This window comes from Streptococcus bovismuti (assembly GCF_042436615.2).
Classification (GTDB): Bacteria; Bacillota; Bacilli; order Lactobacillales; family Streptococcaceae; genus Streptococcus.
Genome location: NZ_JBHMFR020000001.1, coordinates 358499 through 381443 on the forward strand (window position 1 = coordinate 358499; position 22945 = coordinate 381443).

3 protein-coding genes and 2 pseudogenes are annotated in these 22945 nt (G+C 27.3%); 3 read left to right on the plus strand and 2 right to left on the minus strand.

Translation table 11 applies throughout. The features are described from left to right. Window positions 1-4: 4 nt before the first annotated feature. Together ACERDH_RS01885 and ACERDH_RS01890 are read right to left on the minus strand one after the other, a co-directional pair. A pseudogene (locus ACERDH_RS01885) lies at window positions 5-835 on the minus strand (helix-turn-helix domain-containing protein). Next, window positions 835-1484: pseudogene (locus ACERDH_RS01890) on the minus strand (IS30 family transposase); the annotation flags it as partial. The pseudogenes ACERDH_RS01885 and ACERDH_RS01890, both read right to left, overlap by 1 nt. Before the next feature lie 240 nt (window positions 1485-1724). Here ACERDH_RS01890 and ACERDH_RS01895 point away from each other — a divergent pair. The 3 genes from ACERDH_RS01895 to ACERDH_RS01905 all read left to right on the plus strand — a co-directional run bounded on the left by ACERDH_RS01895 (window position 1725) and on the right by ACERDH_RS01905 (window position 22943). After that, the gene (locus ACERDH_RS01895; protein WP_386686830.1) at window positions 1725-2429 is read left to right on the plus strand and encodes a thioesterase II family protein; all 705 of its coding nucleotides are present in this window, start codon (window positions 1725-1727) and stop codon (window positions 2427-2429) included. A 93-nt stretch (window positions 2430-2522) separates the two neighbouring features. Next, on the plus strand, window positions 2523-12374 hold the full coding sequence (locus tag ACERDH_RS01900; protein WP_386686832.1) for a non-ribosomal peptide synthetase: 9852 nt from the start codon (window positions 2523-2525) through the stop codon (window positions 12372-12374). 18 nt (window positions 12375-12392) lie between these two features. Further along, window positions 12393-22943 carry a non-ribosomal peptide synthetase gene (locus tag ACERDH_RS01905; protein WP_386686835.1) on the plus strand — a complete coding sequence of 3517 codons (10551 nt, stop codon included), beginning with the start codon at window positions 12393-12395 and terminating at the stop codon, window positions 22941-22943. Window positions 22944-22945: the final 2 nt, after the last annotated feature.

A 22945-nucleotide genomic window follows, 5' to 3' on the forward strand; every position in this document is an offset into this window, starting at 1 on the left:
TATGTTATTGATTAATATTTTTGTCATAGTGCTCTTGGTACTGTGCTTTTATATTATGATCTCCTAGAATTTCAAATACTTGAAGTGCTTGTTTCATCTTTTCTATTCCGTTCGCAGGATTGCGCTTAAATTCAAAATACCCACACGTATATAAGAAGACGGTTTGTTCATAATAGTTCAATTCATTGTTTAGTAATTTTTTTACTTCTTTGATTAGAAAACTACAATTTTGAAATTCTTCATTATCAATACTAACAATTAGGCAATTGATTGCTAATTGTGTAACAAGACGTTTATTTGTCTTATTTAATGTTGAATAGAGATAATTTTTTAACATTTTTATAGTTAATAGGAAGTAGGAGTTATAATTAATTGTTCTTACACAGTTACCTAATAGGATAATTTCATAGTAACCCCAGTTTTCAACTTTAAAAAGATAATCTGTTAGCTGTAATAACTCCTCGTCCGAGGGGAGAAAATTTTTATTTGTGGTATAGAGAATCGATTTTACCATTGTCTTTTCATAAGGACCCAAGTTAAAACTTGAAGAGTTTGATAGTAATTCAATAATACTAGCAAAATTTTTTGAGGAGTAGTGTTATCGAATATATTGCACTAAGTTAGCGAATGATCCAGTTCTAGTAGAGTTATTGTCATGAAGAATAATAAATTCATCCAAAGTTATATGTAATTTATCTAAAATATTGATTAATCTAATACAAGAGATCTCTGATTCTCCACTTTCAAATCTAGAGATTTGAGATTTAGATAAATTACTATCAGCAATTGAAGATAAACTTATTTTCTCCCCTTTTCGAATTTTTCTGAGTGTTATACCAAGGTCAGAATAGAAGGTTCTCCTACTGTCTTTCCACTCAGAACGGAATCAATTTCCCAATCTCCAAAACGAGAACGATTATTGATCTCTTCTGGCCTTTCTTCAATTGACTTTCCTAGATGTTTCTTGGTAGAGAGGCGCTTGGTAAATTTCTTACGGATGCGAACTGCTCTTGGCAAATCAATGGCCTTAATCTCTAGCAATCTTTGATGGATATAGTTATAGAGCGTCTTGGTTGAAGTAACAACTGCATCTACATGTTGGATTCTATAGGTGTGAACAAAGGTATCTATACTATGTACTCTTGGTTTCTCTCTCATTTCTTCTGTGAATTCTCTCAGAAAGTCGTCCGTTACACGATCCAGTTTCAGATAATAGCAGGCTTCTCTATCATTACGATAACGATTTTGGGTAGCATCTGCATAATAGCGTTGGTAATAGAGCTTATGCCCATTTACTTTTTTCACTTGTGTTATGGAACCACGATTAATTCACGAGTAATAGTAGAGCGATTTCTCCCTAGTCTACGAGCAATCTCAGCAGGTTTGAGTCCTACGCTTAAATAAGCTTCAATTTCCCCTCGCTCAGCTTCAGATAAGTGCTTGTATGATTGATTTGTGGTAGAATAATTAGTGGACATGTTCATCTTCCTTTATACCGTTTTTCGCAACTCTAGTATATCAGATGAACATGTCTTTTTTGTTGCACTTCATTTTACAACAGGGCTTTTAATTGTTCCACTCAATTTTATAGTTAATTTCACTACAAATGACTTGCAAAATAATTAAAATTATGATACACTGTAACCGAAAAAAGGCTATTATATCATATTATTTTATGGATAAGGAGTGCAAGGAAAGTTTATTAATAGGAAGTCTTGTTAAAAATGAAAAAAATAAAACTTATTTGTTTTCCATATGCTGGTGGAGTTTCACAATTTTATGTAAATATTTTCTTTAATAATTTATCACCAAATTTGGAATTGATTCCTATAGAGTATTCTGGGCATGGTTCAAGATATACAGAAGAATTGTTCACTAGTATTGATGAATTTATAAATGATGTTATATTAGAAATAAAAAAAAATGTTCATAATTCTGATGATTATATTTTATTGGGTTATAGCATGGGAAGTAAAATAATTTATAGACTATATTATGAATTAGAAAGAATGAATTTTAAACTTCCGTATGCAATGATTTTTTGTGCAACGTCACCTCCAAATGTAATTACTGATATAATTGATATTTCAGATAAATCGATAGTTTCAATAATTGAATCCAATCCTTTTGCTAATGATATTTTTTCCAATACTGAACTATTGGAGTTATCAATAAATATTTTAAAAGCTGATATTCAGGTATTAAATTCATTAAATTTAAATTTTAAGAAATGTACAATTTCTTGTCCTATTTTTGTTTTTAATGGTAATTTAGATGTCGAGATAAAGAACCAATTTTTTGAATGGTTCTCATTAACTACTTATAAAATTCATTTTATAATATTAGAGGGAGGTCACTTTTTTCTCTATCAACACGCAAATTATGTTTCGGAATTAATTAATTGGTTTATTTTACAGAATGTTTTATAAGGTATATTTATTAATTGTTTTAATTAACATTATTTATTTTTAGTAATGTATAGTTTTGAATTACTCTGGTTATAAATTTAGGAGTTATTTATCATGAAAGATGGAAATAAAGTATATTTTTTTGGAAAAAGAATTGATTGCGATTCAAATCTAGTTAACTATAACGAGGTATTATTTGATATTAATTCTCTAAATATTAATATTCTTGAAATTGCAAAGAGTTATCATGTAGATGTCAAAACAGTGTATTGTTATGCGTATGCAACTGTTTTAAAGTCTATTAATGATAACTCTTTATTTTATTTAGCTTATAAGAAAAAAGATCAAATTTACGGTTTAGAAATTGATTTAACTGATGAATTTAATGAAAAATGTTTAATGAAAATTGATAAACAAATAATGAATCCAAGTATAAGTCTTCAAAATGAGGATAAATTATTAATTTTAACTGATTGTATTATTTGCTTTGACTCAGAAATAGAAGATAAATTCTCACTAAATTTACAGGTGACTATGGATAATCATGAAGTAAAGTTCAGGTTATTTGGGGATAATTTATTTTTATCAAAAGATTATTTGAAGTTTATTTATTTGCATTTTAAAACTGTTATTGAAAGTTTGCTTGACAGGGATTGTATAAAACAAAATGATATTAATCTAATTTCAGAACAAGAAAGAAGTTTAATTGAAACAAAATTTAACGATACTTTTCAAGAATTCTCTCATGATTTATGTATTCACCAAGTTTTTGAAAGAAGTGTAGATAACAATCCAGAAAATTTGTTTATAATTTATCAGGATCAAAAATATACATATTCTCAAGCCAACAAAATTATAAATCGAGTTGCTAAGAGCTTAAGAAGCTTTATAAATAAAAGTGATTTAATAATGATCATTTCTGAAAGGTCTCCAGAAATGATATTTAGCGTTTTTTCAGTTTTAAAAGCAGGAGGTTGCTATGTACCTGTTGATGCAAAATTACCTTTTGAAAGAATAAAATATATAATCGAAGATTGCCATCCCAAGTATATTCTTAATACTACTACAGCAAATTTTGATAAATTTGAGATACAAACGATAGATTTTAAATCACTACTTGAAGTTGAGCATGAGAATAATGAAATTCAAAATATAAATTCTCCTGATGATCTAGCTTTAATAATATATACTTCGGGGACTACTGGTAGGCCTAAAGGTGTTCAAATTGAACATCATTCTGTTGTAAACTATTGTGAGTATAATTATAAACGATTTAATATTGGAAAGAATGATGTGGTTCTACAGTTTGCTTCATTTATGTTTAGCACTTATATATTAGAGTTGAATACTACAGCATTTAGTGGGGCTTGTATTTGTCTTATAAATGAAAATGATTTAAAAAATATACAATTTGTCGAACGATTTATTGAAAAAAATAATGTAACTTTATTATTATTGCCACCTCAGTACTGTCATCTTATCAATATTCCTTCAAAGGTCCGTATTGTTCAAACTGGTGGTATGGCTACTACCAATGATGTAGTAAATAAAATTAAACAATCATGCAGATATTTGAATGGATATGGCCTTAGTGAAGGTGGAGTCTGTACAGTTTGGGAATATCAAGGCGGAGATGTACCAAAAAAAATTCCTATAGGAAAACCAGTAGCTAATGTAAAATTGTATGTTTTTAACGGTGAGAAAGAATGTGGGATATATATGCCTGGCGAACTATGTGTAACAGGTCAATCTTTAGCGAGAGGTTATGTAGGAAATAAACAGTTAACTGATTCTAAATTTATAAATAATCCGTTTGGTGATGGTAAAATGCTTAGGACTGGTGATATCGTTCAATGGTTGCCTGACGGAAATATGGAATATCTAGGTAGATTAGATACTCAAGTTCAACTAAATGGTATTCGTGTTGAAATTGACGAAGTAGAGAATGTAATTCGAACAATAACAGATATTGATAACGCAGTTGTAGTACCTCATAAGTCTAATAATAACATATATTTAATTGCATACTATCTTTCTAAAAAAAATTTAAGCAATGAATATATAAGGAAAGAGATTGAAAAAATTTTACCTCAATACATGATTCCTTCTAAATTTTTCCAAATAGAAGAAATTCCTTTAACAGATAACGGTAAAATTGATGTAAAAAGATTACCACAAATTGAATATGATATTAATGAATATTTTAGTTCTGATATTAAAGGTAGAATTTTACGACTAATATATAAGTTAACTAACAAACGAATTGAAACTTCAATAAATTTTTTACAATTCGGCATGAATTCGCTTGATATGATTCGTTTAGTAAATGAAATTGAAAAAGAATTTTCAATTTCATTATCAATAGATGAAATTTATAAGAATCCTTGTGTTGAAAAAATTAGAAAAATAATTGAAAATAAATTAAACACTGGATCAAAAGTTAAAACAATAAAGCATTTAGAAGAAAAAGGGAATAAAATTGCCACCTCTACACAATTGGGAATATATCTCGAGTGCAAAAAGAATGAACTCGATACATCCTATAATTTGCCTTTCTTAGCTAAATACAAAGGAAAATTAAACATAGATAAACTTGAAAAATGTTTAGAGGATATGGTGGCTGAACATTCAGTTTTAAGAACAACATTTTCTTTTGAAAATAATAATTTAGTGCAAAATGTTAATGAAAATGTTGATGTAAGAGTTAATCGAAAAATTGATGATGGATTATTTAATAATACTGATGCTTTATACAAACTTATTAGGCCTTTTAATTTAAATTATGGACCGTTGTTGAGGTTGGAAGTTTATGAATGTAATAAATCATTAAATACGATAGACGCTCATGATGGAATGATATTTTTAGATATCCATCATATAATATTTGATGGAATATCAGTGAATTTATTTATTTTAGAATTGTTTAATCGTTACTTCGGTAAAGTAACAAAGAGAACTGGAATTGAATTTTACGATTATTGTCGATATATTTCTACTAAGAATAAAACGGAAAATGAAATATATTTTGCTAATAGAACTAAAAACGAGATTTTTAGAGCACCATCATTAATTTCGGATTATGTAGAGAGTTATAACTTAGAAGGTGATACTTTCTATGCAACTATTCCTAATAATTTAAAAGAACAAATTAAAAATCTATGTTTTAATTTAAAAATTACAGAGTATACATATTACTGCACTGCTTTTGCATTGATGTTAAGTAAATATACATGTAATAACGATATTGGCTTTGGTATAGTATTATCTGGTAGAAATCTAAATGATATTCATAATATATTAGGGATGTTTGTGAACACTCAAATTTATAATTTTCATGTGTCGAATAATAGTGTTTATAATATATTAAACGAAAGCATGGAGCAAATTATTCAAATTCAAAAGCATCAACAAATTACAAATGAAAAAATCGAAAGTTCTCTTAAACTGAATGGTCAAGATTCATTGAAATCTTTATTAGATATTTTATTTGTATTTGAAAATATTGGAGAAGTAAATTTAGATTTTGGAGAATTGATATTAGAAAGAATTCCAATACCCAAACATCAAGTACAATCTAAATTAGCATTTATAGTTAATACAAATCGTTCAGAGAATGAGATAGAAATTGAATATAGAAGGAGTCTTTTTGATAAAGAAAGCATAAAGTGGTATTTTAAGCATTACCTTTGTATTTTGAACGAAATGCTTGATATAAATAAGAAATATCATGAAATTGAAATGTTTAATTCAGACGAGATGCAACTTGTCCTTAACAAATTTAATGAAACAGAATATAGAATTGAAAATAGAAAACGATTTGCTAATTTATTTGAAGATCAAGCTGTGAAATTTCCTGATAGAATTGCAATCTGTGATAACTTTGAAAGTTATACGTATAGCGAATTAAATTCTTATGCATCTAAAATATCTTCAATGTTAATTGCAAAAGGAATTTCACCAGGAATGAAAGTTGCTGTAATTGCCAAAAGACAGTGTTTTGCTGTTGCAGCTATGTTAGGTATCGCAAAGATTGACTGTGTATACGTACCAATTGATCACTCATATCCGTATGATAGAATAAAGTATATTTTAGATGATAGTAGAGTAGAATTAGTGCTGTCAGATTATGATGAAACCTATGATGGGCTTATGCTGATACATAAGAACGAAATCAATAATTCTATAGAAAATAGTAACTATCTCTTTACAAATGAGACTAGTGTAAATCTTCCTCTCTACATCATATATACTTCAGGTACTACCGGAAAACCAAAGGGAATAATAATTAGTAATAGTGGTTTAAACGATCTTAGAGAACATTTTATTAGAAATCAAGGAATAACTGAGACAGATAGAGTGTTACAGTTTGCTAGTTTTTCATTCGATGCTTCTATATCTGAATTTACAATGAGTATTTTGTGTGGAGCATCTCTCTATATTGTTTCAGAGGAGATAAGAAACGATCCATATTTATTAGAAAAATTCATTAAGAATTATAAAATAACTATTGGAATTTTACCGCCAATGATATTAGATATTATAAATCTTTCATCTATGAAAAGTGTAATTTCGGCTGGTGCAGAATTATCACCATTAATAGCAGAGAAACATAGAGGTATTCGAATTTCTAATGATTATGGCCCAACAGAGGTAACAGTATGTGCAACCCATTTTGAATATACTGGTAACTCCTTAACAAAACGTATCCCTATTGGAAAACCTATTGAAAATAAAAAAGTATATATACTAAATGAAGACCAAATTTGTGGAGTGTATGTTCCTGGAGAAATATGTATATCCGGAAGTGGTCTAGCGATAGAATATTTAAATAATAATGACCTAACTAAGAGAATGTTCACTAGTAATTCGATTGTGAATAGTAGATTATATCACACTGGTGACTTAGGAAGGTGGTTACCGGATGGAAATATTGAATTTTTAGGACGAATTGATGAGCAGGTTAAAGTTAATGGATATCGTGTTGAAATTAAAGAAATTGAAAATGTAATTAAGAATTTAAAGTATGTGGATAATGTGGCAGTTTGCTATAATCCAGTTGGAGAAGATATGGCATTGTGTGCATATGTAATGCTAAACAAGGACAAAGATACTGAATTTATAAAAAGCCAATGCAAAAAATTTTTACCCAAATATATGGTACCTTCTTATTGGTATATTGTAGAAAAAATACCATACACAATTAATGGGAAACTGGATATTAAATCTCTTAGAAATCTGAAGGGAAGTCATAATGAGACTAATATTGTTGAACCTTCAAATTATAATGAAGAAGTTATATGTGAAATTTTTAAAAGATTATTAAATACTGATTTTTTAGGAATTGATGATTCATTCATAAAACACGGTGGAAATTCATTACTTTTGATGAAGTTATGCAATGAAATTGATGATAAATTAAATATTCGTCTAAAAGTGAGCGATGTATTAAGTGATGATACTGTAAGAGGTTTAACTAGTAAAATTAATATTGCTAAGAATGAAGGAAAAGATTCGATTCCTAAAACAATAAAAAAATTAAAATACAAGTTATCACCAAATCAACTTGGGATTTATTATTACTGTCAAAAAGATCCAAGTAGTGTAGCATATAATATGCCTCAATTTTCAAAATTGAAAGGAAGCTTAGATGTAGACAAACTGAGAACTTCACTAAAAGAAGTTTGTAAGAAAAACTCAATTTTACGAACACGTTTTATAATCGAAGATGATCAAGTATATCAAACTATTTCAGATGATGTAAACATTGAAATGGAATATATAAAATGTGATAATACTGATTTAAAATTTGAAATTGACAATTTCATTAAGCCATTTGATTTAAGTAACTCACCATTATTAAGAGTTAAGTTAATTGAAATTAAAAATGATGAGTACATATTTGCATTTGATGTTCATCATATTATTAGTGATGGTATTAGTATGTCGAACTTATGTATGGAACTCAGTAATTACTATAATGGCTTGAAAGATAACGATAGCATTGAATTCCAGTATATTGATTATTGTGAATGGTTAAATTGTCAGGATACCACTGAAGCCTTAAGATTTTGGAAGAAAACATTTAAAGATACAGTTCCAATATTGAATTTTCCTACAGACTATCAAAGATTAAGACACTTCGATGATAATGGCGAGATTATAAGAACTAAATTAGATCCTACTATTTGTCAAAAAATAAATAGAGTTTCTAGAGAATTCAACATAACTGAATATACTATTTTTATTACTGCATTATCAATTTTATGTCAAAGATATAGTAGACAAGATGATTTCATTATTGGAACTGTCACAGCTGGTAGATCAAAAATATTTTTAGAGGGTATTATTGGAATGTTTGCTAATACTATCCCATTAAGAATCCAAATAGAACAAAATATGAAAGTTGGAGAATTTTTAAAGAATCTCCAAAAAAATATTTTTGAGGTCCTTGACTATCAGAATTTTTCATATGAAAATATTATAGAACATCTTGATTTTTCTCGTGATATAAACAGGAATCCACTATTTGATATCATGTTTGTAATGCAGAACAATGTGGAACCTAAGTTAAATTTACAGGGAATAACTTCCGAATCTATTAAAATTCATAGTAAAAAATCAAAATTTGATTTAACTTTTCAAATTGGTGTTTCAAAAAATAATTATGATTTAAGTATTGAATATAAAACAAGTTTATTCAATAAGAATACAATTGAAATTATATCTAAGTATTATACTAACATACTCGATCAACTAGTTACAAATATAAATCAAAAGATCAACGAAATTGAGTTAATAGATGAAGATGAAAAGAAAAATTTATTAAGAAAAATTAAAACTAAAATACCAAATGATAATATTAATAGTGTAATTGCAACTTTATTTGAAGAAGTTGCAAACAAATATTCTGATAATATTGCTCTAGTTGAAGGAACTGAACAAATTACTTATAGATTATTAAATGAAAAATCCAATATATTGGCTCATGAATTAATCAATAGGGGAGCTGGCCCTGAGAAGTTTATTTGTTTATTTTTTGACAAATCGATTGATATGATAATCTCAATTTTAGCTGTTATAAAAACAGGAGCAGCATATGTTCCAATTAATACAAACTATCCAAAGGTTAGAGTTGATTATATAATAGAGGATTGTAAACCAGTCGTAATTTTAACAAATAAAGATATAGATTTTAATAGTAGTAGAAAAAACGTAATTAAATTTCCTGTTACCTTTAAAAACGACGATGATAGCCTAAAAGAAAATTTAGATATTGTGATAAGACCAGAAAATGCATTATATGTCATCTATACTTCAGGTACTACTGGAAATCCAAAAGGTGTTATTGTCGAAAATAGAAATTTAATAAGTCTCTTTTTCAATTCTAAACATCCATTTAAATTCAAAAGTGATGATGTTTGGACAATGTTTCACGCCTACGGATTTGATTTTTCTGTTTGGGAGATATTCGGTGCGTTATTATACGGTGGAAAACTTGTAATTGTTAAAGAGGATGTTTCTAAAGATAGCTACGAATTTCTTAAGTTGTTAATTAGTGAAAAGGTAACAGTACTCAATCAAGTACCTTCATCATTTTACAATCTAATAAGAATAACTAAAAATGAAAGCTTGTCATTACGATATGTTATTTTTGGAGGTGAGTTTTTAAATGTATCTAAACTTTACAAATGGCATGAAATGTATCCTAATGTTAAGTTGATAAATATGTATGGAATAACTGAAACAACAATTCATGTTACTTACAATGAAATATCAGATAATGAAATTAAGTATGGAATTAATCATATAGGTGAGTGCTTAGACACACTCAATTTATACATTATTAATAATGGTCACTTATGCGGCATAGGTGAACCCGGTGAACTTTGTGTTAGTGGGGAGGGTTTGACTAGAGGATACATTAACAATTCTAAATTAACATCAATGAAATTTATTGATAATCCCTTTGATAATGGGCGTTTATACTGTTCAGGTGATTTAGCTAAAAGAGACTTTGACGGAAAAATAAAGTATCTTGGTAGAATTGATGAGCAAATTCAGATTCATGGATACAGAGTTGAACTCGGTGAAGTAGAATCAGCATTAAAAAAAATATCGGGAATAGATGATGCAATTGCTATCGTAAAAAGTAATAGTGATGAAAGTGATACTAAAATAATTGGTTACTATGTTTCAAATGAAGAGTTTGATTTAAACTATTTAAGAAAAGAATTATTAAAACTATTACCTTCATATATGGTACCTTCTTATATTATACGTATTAATCAGATTCCTACTACAATTAATGGTAAACTTGATAAAAAATCTTTACCATCTGTTGATAAAACAATTACATCTAAATATATTTTACCAGTGAATGAAATGGAAATAATTTTATGTAAGATTTTAGAAGAAGTACTTGAAAAAACGAGAGTCGGTATAGACGATAGTTTCTATGAACTAGGAGGAGATTCAATTTCTGCATTAAGAGTTGTATCTAAACTACGTAATCTAGGTTATGACTTAAAAATTAAAACAATTCTTGAAGAAGGGATTATATCAAAGATTGCAACTCGTATAAAGAAGAATGTAATGGTCAATTATGATCAAAATGAATTTACGGGTTTTGCCCATACTACACCAATTATTGATGAATTTAATAATTGGAAATTACCGGTAAAAAATTACTATAATCAGTCTGTATTGATAAGTATAGAGAAAGAAAAATTTGAATATTTTTTGCAAGCGCTTACTATGATTGTGAAGTATCATGATATTTTAAGAGCTGTGTATAAAAACAATAAACTTTACGTAAGACCTTTTTCCGAAAATGATTGTTTTAGATACTTTGAGTTTAATCTGGAAAGTAATAGCTTAGATAATGCTTGGATAAAAGAAGCCTGTATAAAGGTTCAAAGTCAAATAGATTTAAGTAATGGACCGCTGATCCATATTGCTGCATTTAAAGGTTTATCAAGGATTCCAGTATTGATTTGTATACATCATTTAATTATAGATGGAATTTCATGGAGAATTTTATTAGAAGATTTAGAAGAGTTAATGTATCAAATTAATTCAAAAATAGAGTTAAAATTACCATTGAAGACAGCTTCTTTTGATTTATGGAGTAAATCACTAAAAAAATATTTATTTGAATTAAAATCTAATAGTAAAGAAGAGAAATACTGGTTGGATGTATTTAACAACTCAAATGAGAATTGTTTCAGTTATGATAAAACAAAATCTTTTAAAGGATATTCTCAATTAACTTTTAGTCTTAGTCAATTAGAAACAGAGAATCTCATTAATAAAACATATTCATCTTACAATACGGATATTCAAGATATTTTAATAGCAGCTTTAGGAATAACAATTTATAAGATTAATAATTTTAACAGCTCAATTATTTATTTGGAAGGACATGGTAGGTATAACTTAGGTAAGTACAATGTTCATAACGAAAGAACTGTAGGCTGGTTTACAAATATCTATCCAGTAAAAGTGCATTGTACGTCGAATATAGAAGAGTCAATTATAGCTAACAAGGAACTATTAAGAAAGGTACCAAATCATGGAATTGGCTATGCTGCGTTTTCAAAAAATATTAATTATCAAAATATTGAGATATGTTTTAATTATTTGGGTAACATTAATGAGAAAACAAAAATTAAGCGGTTAAGTTTAGATATTGGTAGATCCATTAGCGAACAAAATTTTCTGCCAGGACGAATTAATATTAATGGAACGATTTCTGATGGTCGATTGATATTTGTATTAGACTATTTATCTGGAATTTATAATGTTAATGAAATGAGTACATTTTTGCAACTATTTAAAACTGCTATACAAGACTGTATTTCTCACTGTTTACAAAATAAATATAATATTCGTACTATTTCTGATATTACAACTAATGATGTAAGTTCCGAAGATCTAGAAATTATTGATGAATTAGATTTTGAATAAGGTAAAGGTAAAGTTATCATGAGAGTAAAAAATAATAATATTGAGATGATTTGTTCTCTTTCTCCACTTCAGGAAGGAATACTGTATCATTATCTAGCAGATGAAAGTAAAACTGACTATGTTGTTCAATATGTATTTAAATGTAATGGAAGTTTAAATCAGAACCTCATCAGAAAAACGCTTGAAATTTTATCAAGAAAATATGAGGTTTTAAGGTCAGCAATTTCCTATAAGAAACTGTCTAAACCTAGGCAAATTGTTCTTTCTAATCGTGAAATTGAATTTCAATATTATGATATCTCAGATGAAATTAATGAAATTCAGATTAATGATATAAACCGAGGATTTGATCTTCAGAAGGATTCACTTTTACGAGTGACATTGATAAAAGTAAACGATTATGAGTACAAGTTATTATGGACATTTCATCATATAATATTAGACGGATGGAGTGTAGGCTTAATTCTTAAAGATTTTTTGATATGTTATTCAAAATTTACTGAAGGATATGAAGTAAAGGACATTGAATTTGAGTTAAATCAAAGAAAAACTGAGGAGACTTCATTTAAAGAATATAAAAATTGGCTAGAAAAACAGAATACTGATGATCAATTAAACTTCTGGAGTGATATTTTAGAAGGTTATGATAACACGATTACGATTACCCCAACTCAAGTTCCTAAAAAGTCTACCATAAATGTAAAAAGAAATAAAAAGAAATTAGATTTGCGTATTGTTGAAGAAGTAAAGAAAATATGTTCAAATGAGATGATTACTTTGAGTAGTCTATTAGAATGTATTTGGGGAATTACTTTACAAAAATATAATTATTGCGATGATGTAGTATTTGGAGAAGTAATTTCTGGTAGAGAAGGAAATATACATAATGTTGATAGTCTTGTAGGGTTACTTATTAATACTATACCTGTACGTGTTACTACTCGTAATAATGAAGAATTTATTCAATTAGTAAAAAGACATCAAAAAACTTATATTGATAAAAGTCAGTATTCTTTATGTTCTCTAGCAGAGATTCAAAATAAAGCCAATATATCAAACAAATCGATTAGAACATTATTTGTCTTTGAAAATTATTTTATTGATTACAAAAAAATTAATGATACAGCAAATCCTTTTCAAATTGAGTTAGAAACTGCAAGAGAAGAAACAAGCTATGATTTAACTCTCAGCGCTAGTGAGCAAGATAATACAATTAATTTTGACCTATTATTTAATCCTAATAAATATACCAATGAGGATATTGAACGAATTCTCACTTATATGGAAAATATCATTTATCAAATTGTGGGAAATTATCATATAACTATTTCTGAAATTGAGTTAATATCAAATTTTGATAAAGAACTTATACTTAAAAATTTTAGTGGGGTCCAATCTACAAAAGTTAGTCAACATACTATAGTTGAATTATTTGAGAGTATTGTAAAAAATAATAAGAATACTGTAGCGATAAAATATAAAAATAAAAGTTATACTTATGACGAAATTAATTCATTGGCTAACAGTTTAGCAAATGAATTAATAAATAGAGGAATAAAAAAAAATAACTTAGTTGCTATTATTGCCAATAGAGATATTTGGACAATTATTGGAATGATTGCAATTTTAAAAGCAGGAGGAGGTTATGTTCCAATTGATCCAATGTATCCATTAGAGCGAATTAGGTATATTATTGAAGATACAAATCCTTTCGCTATATTAGGAAATACCAAGCTTCAAGCAATTGATGTACCATTTATAAACATTTCTAGTTTCAAATTTAATAAAAGCGTAAAAAATCCCATAATAAATGTTAAGGCAGATAACTTAGCATATGCAATATATTCATCAGGTACGAGTGGAACTCCCAAAGGGATCTTAATTTGTCATCGTTCTGTGGTAAGATTAGTGCATCAAAATAACTTTTTAAATCTGAATACTAGTACTGTTATTCTTCAAACGGGTTCTCTTTCATTTGATGCGTCAACTTTTGAAATTTGGGGTGCTCTATTAAATGGAGGAACTTTGGTATTATCTAGCGAAGATTCTTTAAGTAATACAAATATTTTAAAAGAACTAATTTTGGAAGAAAATGTAAATACAATGTGGATGACTTCAACTTTATTTAACCAGGTTGTATCAATAGATTATCATGTTTTTGACACTATTAAAAATTTGATTATAGGAGGTGAAAAATTATCAGAATATTTTGTTAAGTTGTTTAAAAATAAAAATCATTTTACGAGATTAATGAACGGCTATGGTCCAACTGAGAATACAACTTTTACTACTATGTATGAAATTGGCGAGACCTTTACTAAAATCCCTATTGGAAAACCTATTTCTGGAACTCAAATCTATATTTTAAACAATAATTCGGTTTGTGGAATAGGTGTGATGGGGGAACTTTGTACAACTGGCGAAGGAGTATCAAATGGTTATATAAATCTTCCTGAATTAACTTCTGAAAAATTCATCAATAATCCGTTTGGAGATGGTAAGATGTATAGAACAGGTGACATAGCAAAGTGGTTGCCGGATGGTAATATTGAGTATGTTTCAAGAATAGATGATCAAGTTAAAATAAGAGGGTTTAGAATCGAATTACAAGAAGTCGAAAGTATTATCAGAAATATCGATGGAGTTATTGATGCTGTAGCACTTGTTCGCGAAAAAAATATAGAAGAAAAAGAATTGGTGGCATACTATATATCAAAGAATATTACAGGCGAAGAAATAAAAAATATAATGCTTAGCTCTGTTCCTAATTATCTTATTCCGGATGTTTTTATTCCAGTTATAAAAATACCATTAACAATTAATGGGAAACTCGATAAAAAGAATTTGTTGAGAATTAAAGAAGATAGAGTTTCAGAAATAGAACCTCCTATCACTGAAAAAGAATCTATAATTTGCAAGTTTTTTAAAGAGATACTAAATGTAGACAATGTTGGTAGAAAAGATGACTTTATTGATTTAGGTGGCCACTCTCTTAGAATCGTAAAATTAATTAATGCAATCGAAAAAAATTTGGGGGTTAGAATTTCAATAAAAGATGTCTTCGAAAACTCTACGGTTGAACAACTTTCTCTCTTTATATCCAAAACAATTGATTCGAATTTTAGTTTGAAAAAAGCGAATCAAAAAGACTATTATAGTGCAACACCACAACAAAAGAATTTATATTATCTTTGTAAAAAGAACCCTGAAAATACATTATATAACATACCAAATTTATTCCTTTTACGTGGAAGCGTAGATGAGGCTAAGATTAAAGAAATATTTTTGAAAGTTGTAGATAATAATGAGATATTACGAACAGATTTTTTAGAATTGAATGGTTGTTTATTTCAAAGAATACATTCTAAAATAGAAATTGACTTTGAGTTTTCAAATATTACTCATTCATTAGAAATGCATGAAATTAAGGATCTAATAAGCTCATTTGACTTAAATAAAGGACCATTATTTCGTGTAAAACTTATGAAACTTGATACATTAACTTCCTTCTTATTTATCGATATCCATCATATTATCTCTGATGGCATATCAATTCAATTATTAATGAATCAATTAGCAACACTATATAATGAGTGTGAAATTGAGAGAAGTGAATTTCAGTATAAAGATTATTCAGAATGGTTAAATTCGGTTGATTTAAAGGAAGATTACAATTATTGGAAAAAAGAACTTTGTGATGAAATTCCAGTATTAAATTTTCCAATAGATAAAGTACGACCTAAATTTCAACAATATAATGGAGAGACTATTTCCGGAATAATAAATTTTGATCTAAGAAAAAAAATTAGTAATCTAGCTAAAATAACTCATACTACTGATTTTATAATTTTATTATCAAGTATAATGATACTTTTATCAAAATACAGTCATCAAAAAGATATTACTGTTGGTATACCTTCAAATGGTCGAATCTCAAAGGATTTGGAAAATATATTAGGTATGTTTGTAAACACATTACCTATCAGAGAAAATATTTTAGAGGATCAAAATTTCATATATATTTTAAAGCAAATTAAATCACGCTGTTTAGGTGCATATAACCATCAGTTGTATTCAATTGATAAGATGTTAGAAGTTTGTAACATAGAACAAGATTTATCAAGGAATCCTTTGTTTTCAGTAATGGTTACAATGCAAGAAATTGAAAATATATCTATAAACGATGGCCTTGATATTGAACGTGTTAAAATCGACTCTGGAATTTCTAAGTTCGACCTATCATTTCATATTAATAAAAATAATAATAATGAAATATTCTATGATATTGAATATGCCACTAGCCTCTTTGAAAAAGAAAGTATTGATTTACTAAATCATCGATTTGTTGAAATACTTAATTCTTTAGTTAGTAATCCATATAAAAAATTAGCTGAAATTTCATTATGTGATAAAATAGAACAATTTGAATTGTTTAATAAACTAAATGACACCGAAATCTCATTTCGTATTGATAAAACCGTATTAGATTTATTTGAAGAAACTGCTCAAAAGTATTCTAACCTAACAGCTATTGATGATGGTGATGTTTGTTTATCATATGGAGAATTAAAAAAATATATCGATTTTTATGCATTTTTTCTTAAAAATAAGGGAATAAAACCTGGGGATTTTGTAGCATTATATTTAGAAAACTCAATAGAAATGTTGATAGCAATTTATGCAGTTATGAAAAACGGAGCAGCATATGTTCCGATTGATATGAATTATCCAATTTCTAGAGTCAAATATATTTTAAAAAACTGTAATCCAAAGTTTATAATTAGTAATCGTGAGATTAAAACTAATATTGTTAAACTTGATATTAACATAAAGGATTTAAAATATTCACAAAAAAACTTTCTGTCAAAAGCAAACCCAAATTTAACAGCTTATGTTATGTATACTTCAGGGACAACGGGAGACCCAAAAGGAGTACAAGTAGCACATAGAAGCTTAATGAATTACATAGAATATGCTTTAGAAAGTTATTTTAAAGGTCAACAAGTTATTCCATTGTTTACAAATTATTGTTTTGATCTTACAAATACAACAATTTTTGGAGGTCCATGTAGTGGCTCAAAACTTAAAATTTATAAAAAAGATGTTATAAGCAATATAACTACTATATTCTCAGATCCTGAAATTACTATTATTAAATTAACACCTTCACATTTGAAAATTGCTTCTATGTTGGATGGAAATCTTAATAAAAATTTAAAAACGATAATAATAGGGGGTGAAGAGTTAGAAAGCCATACTATAAAAAAATTTATAGATAAATATGGTAAAGATATGCAAATTCATAATGAATATGGCCCTACAGAAGCAACAGTGGGTTGTTGTGATTATATCATTAATTTAAATGAAATAGAAAGTAAACCTGTACCAATTGGAAATCCTATTTGGAATACTAAAATCCTTATAATGGATCAAGATGAGATTTGTGGCGTTGGAATACCAGGAGAAATATGTATTTTAGGTACTTGTGTTGCAAAAGGCTATTATAATCTGCCTGAATTAACTAGAGAACATTTCAAAATAGAACCCAATACAAAACTAAGAATGTATCGCACTGGAGATTTGGGCCGTTTCAATACGAATGGTATTTTAGAATATCTTGGACGTTTAGATGATCAGGTTAAGATAAGAGGTTATCGTATTGAATTAAGTGAAATAAATACGGTTGTACAATCATTTCCTGGTATTAAAGATTCAATAGTAATTTCCAAAAAGAATAAAAGTAAAGATCCAAATCTTGTTGTGTACTTTATAGAAAATAATTATGTCTCATTTGAGGAATTAGCTAATTTTTTAGAGTCTAAATTACCTTCCTATATGATTCCAACCTACTATTGTAAAGTTAAAGAATTTCCCCAAACTTTAAATGGTAAAATTGATAAAAATTTACTACCAAAGAATGTTCATAAAATATCATACCAATATTGTAAACCAAGAACACAACTTGAAACAAAAATTTGTAAAATTGTCCAAGACGTACTTTCGCTTAATAAAGTTGGAATTAAAGATAACTTAATAAGAATTGGAGGAAATTCTCTAAAGCTTTTAGAAATAGTTAATAAAATTGATTTAGAGTTAGGTTATAAGATTCCAATTAGTCATGTATTTGATCATCCAACTATTGAAGAATTTGTACCATTTATTGTAAATAATGATATTAATCATCTTAAAAAAGCTGATGAAAAAGATGAATATCCATTATCTCCTTCTCAAAGAATGATATATTTTTCTTCTATAGAGGATGAAGAATCAACTCGATACAATATGCCAATTATTATAGAAATTAATGGAGAATTCAATATTGATAAGATAAAATCAGCTTTTCAAAATTTAGTTGATGAAACTGAAATATTACGTACTTCGTTCATATTAACAAATGGTGTTCCAATGCAGAAAGTTCATTCATCTGCTAATTGTAAATTTGAGTATATTGAAACTTTTAATAATAGAATTTATGATTCAGAGACAAAAAGTTTTGTTCAACCATTTAAACTTAACGAACCAAGTCTTATCAGATTGAAAATTATTAAGTATAATGTAGATTCATATTACATGTTACTTGATTGGCATCATTTAGTTGGTGATGGAATTAGTGTAAAACTACTATTTGAAAGATTATTTGCATTATATAAAGGGGATTCAAAAAAACAATTAAAATGGCACTATAAGGATTATAGTGAGTGGATAAATAAACATAACAATGTTCAAGATAAATTATATTGGCAGTCTATATATAAAACTATTCCAGAATTAATCAAATTCCCATTTTCAAGAAATATTAATGATTCAGATAAATCTGCAACCACAATACGGAAGAAAATTAATCCTTTGATCAGCTCCCAAATACGTGATTATGCAAAAAGTAAGGATATATCAGAATTTATGTTTCTATTATCTGGTGTTCTTATTTTATTAAATAGATATACTAATCAAGCTGACTTAGTTATAGGAGTACCCTCAAGTGGCAGAGTAATCCCTGAAACAGAAAATTTAATTGGGATGTTTGTAAATACCTTACCTCTTAGATTTAAAATTGATAAATTAAGCACTTGTAATGACTTTTTTCACTATGTAAAAAGTGTTTGTCTGGATTCATTTGAACATCAAAATTATCCATTTGAGAAAATTGCTAAACAGATAAACTTAGATTTTCAAAATGTTGCTCAACCTTTTTTGAACACAATGTTTACATACAACAATATAATCAATGTTCAAAGTTTTAATATTCCAAATGTAGATATAAAAATAAGAGATGTAGATCTTACTGAAACAAAATTTGATTTGACAATAAGTATTAATCTAATTAATGATTACTATGAGATAGTGTTTGAGTATAGGACGGGAATGTTTGATGAGAGAGTAATGTCTTATATGATAGATCATTTATATAATTGTTATCTCTCTTTGTTAGATAGTTCATCTAATATACTAGATAATGTTAATGTTTGTACATTAAAGGAAAAAAATATGATATTGTCTAAATTTACAAACAGAGAAGCATATTTTGATGTAGACGTCTCACTATCAGAAATCATATCAAATAATTCAATTAAGTTTCCCGATAAAACTGCAGTTGTATATTTAGATCAACATATAACATATAAGCAATTAGAAGAACTTTCAAATTCGTGCGCCTATTCTCTACAAATTAATGGTATTGAAGAAGGTGATAAAGTAGCAATAATTTGTAACAAAAACATTGAAACAATCGTACTATTTTATGCAATTATAAAAATTGGGGCAGTTTATGTTCCCATTGATTCTAAAAACCCAATAAATAGAATTCAAATGATTTTAAATGATTGCAATCCAAAACTAATTATTAACTCAGCATCTGAGATTACGAATTTTAGCCCAACAATTGATATTAAAGCATTAATGGTACATCAAAAAAATCCGGTAATAAAAAATAAAAAAAATATTTCTAGATTAGCTTATATAATATACACATCAGGTACTACAGGTTCTCCAAAAGGTGTAATGGTATCTGAAAGAAATATCTTAAGTTTAGTATATGATTCTGATTATACTGATTTAAATAATAATATGATTACTGCACAGACTGGCTCATTGGCATTTGATGCTTCAACTTTTGAAATATGGGCAACATTAGTTCACGGAGGAGAATTACATATACTAGATGAAGAATTATTATTAGATATTAGAAAAATGAAGCAATATATTATTGATAGAAAAGTTTCAACAATGTTTTTAACTGTTTCTCTATTTAATCAGTATATTGCAAATGAAATTTCTATGTTTGATTCTATTAAGTACCTTATGATTGGAGGAGAGAAAGTTTCAGTTTCTCATATTAATCAATTATTGCAATATAACAAGAAAATTAAATTAAGCAATGCATATGGACCTACTGAAACTACAACCTTTGCTTTATCTTATAAAATAAATAAACAGGAATCTTCTATACCAATTGGTAAAACTATAAAAAATGTACAAGCTTACATCGTTAATTCAGAAGAATTATGTGGAATCGGCCTTCCTGGAGAGTTATACTTAGGTGGATCAGGAGTAGCCATGGGATATCTTAATCAACCTACTTTAACTAAAAATAAGTTTATAAAAAATCCTTATGCTAAAGGACTAGTATATAAAACAGGTGATTTGTGTATGTGGCGAGAAGACGGTATGATTGAATATCTTGGTCGACTTGATAATCAAGTAAAAATTCATGGCTATAGAGTCGAATTAGAGGATATTGAGGCAGCTATAAGAAAAATTCCAAAAATTAAGGATGCAATTGTAATTCTTAAAGAAACAGAAACAGGGGAGAAGCAAATAATTTGCTATTATATATCAGATCAGTTTTTAAATATTAATTTTTTGGTTAAATCTCTTAGAGAATTGATTCCCCAAAATATGATCCCAAAAGCATTCATAAGAGTTGACAATATTCCACTGACGATTAATGGAAAAGTAGACAAGCAACTTCTTCTAACAAAATTTGAAAAAAATTCTATAGCAATTGATCGAACAAATACAACATCGACTGATTTAGAAAAAGAAATAATTAAAATTTTTAAAACCGTGCTAAATGTTAATGATGTTAGTACTACTTGTAGTTTTTATGAATTAGGAGGCTCATCAATTGATATTATTAAATTAATTTCTTTTATCCACTCTAAATTCGGTGTAAATATTTCAGTTAAAGATGTAATGAGGGGACAAAATATAAAAAATATAGCAAATACTGTTGGAAAATTATTGAATCAAAATAATTTTACTATTATTAATAAATCCGTAAATAACGAAAAAAATATAAATAATAGTGAACTAAAAGAGTTAAAGACGTATTTAGATAAAATAGAAAATAAACAAAAGAATATAGTAGGTGTTGAATACAAGTTAAATAAGGCACAATTATTTTGCTATGATATTGGTGCAAAAACTTGCAAAATAGAAAGCAATATTATTAATCATTCATCAAATATAAATGATGAAGATTATTGTAATATAGTTTGGAAGAAAGCAATTACTAGATTTCCTATTTTGAATGATTGGATAAATTTAAGCGAGTCTTCTAAAAAAATAATTAGTAATTTGGATTTTGATACTATAAGCATACCTTTATTTGATATTTCTAAACTTGATAAAAAACAACAAATTAATGAGATAAATATTTTTTCGGAATTTATTCAACAGTTTTTAGAAAAACTAATTCTAAGACCTATATCATTAACAGTAGCTTTTAAAGTAAATAGTAAGGAAATACTTCTATTAAGTATTATTTCACATATCGTATTTGATGGTGTTAGTGGTCAGATATTACAGGATTATATTGAAAATGTGAGTTTTAAAAATGAAAATAATAATAAAACAAGTGATTATAAGAATTATGTTGATTTCTTCGATAAAACAATCAGTCCTAATGTAAAAAGGGAATTTTACCAAGTTTTCGAATTAGACAAGTTTACTACTCAAGTAAAAAATCAAAACAAAAAAATTGCATCAAAAGATTTGATAATGATAAATCATAAGATTGAAAATATTAACATTAATAACAACAATTTGTATGATCTGTTCGATTTAGTTGAAAGTGCATGGATCAGAAGCTTAAAATATGCATTTGGACTTGAAGAATTAGCATATTTCACTTTAAATGTTATAAGAAAAACAAAAAATTATGATTTTACTAATGATGTAGGTTTGTTTTTACAATTTATCCCTCATACTAATTCAGATTCTTTCATTTTTAAACAAACTCATTATAAAGAAAAATTCACATTTTTATATAATAACGATTTATCTAGTAATCATATTTTATTTGGAGATGATGAAGTATTAGAAAAAATAATAGATACTTCATATAGCTTTATACCAGTTTTGAATAACACAATCACTTTAGGAAACGTTGCAAAACAAATTACTGGTTTTGAAAAAAATAGCAGTAAAAAATGTTCAGGCATTCCCATAACTAATATATATTTTAAAGATAATACTATCTATTTTGAAGGCTTATTGACTACTTTAGAAAGTGAAAATAATGTGCGTTCTATGCTCAGCAATGCATTTCAATCTTTAAATAAATTTTAAAC

What these genes read in the sequence shown, in the direction of transcription:
- ACERDH_RS01905 (WP_386686835.1), top strand. Translation starts at nt 12,393, where the DNA reads ATGAGAGTAAAAAATAATAATATTGAGATGATTTGTTCTCTTTCTCCA.
- ACERDH_RS01895 (WP_386686830.1), top strand. Translation starts at nt 1,725, where the DNA reads ATGAAAAAAATAAAACTTATTTGTTTTCCATATGCTGGTGGAGTTTCA.
- ACERDH_RS01900 (WP_386686832.1), top strand. Translation starts at nt 2,523, where the DNA reads ATGAAAGATGGAAATAAAGTATATTTTTTTGGAAAAAGAATTGATTGC.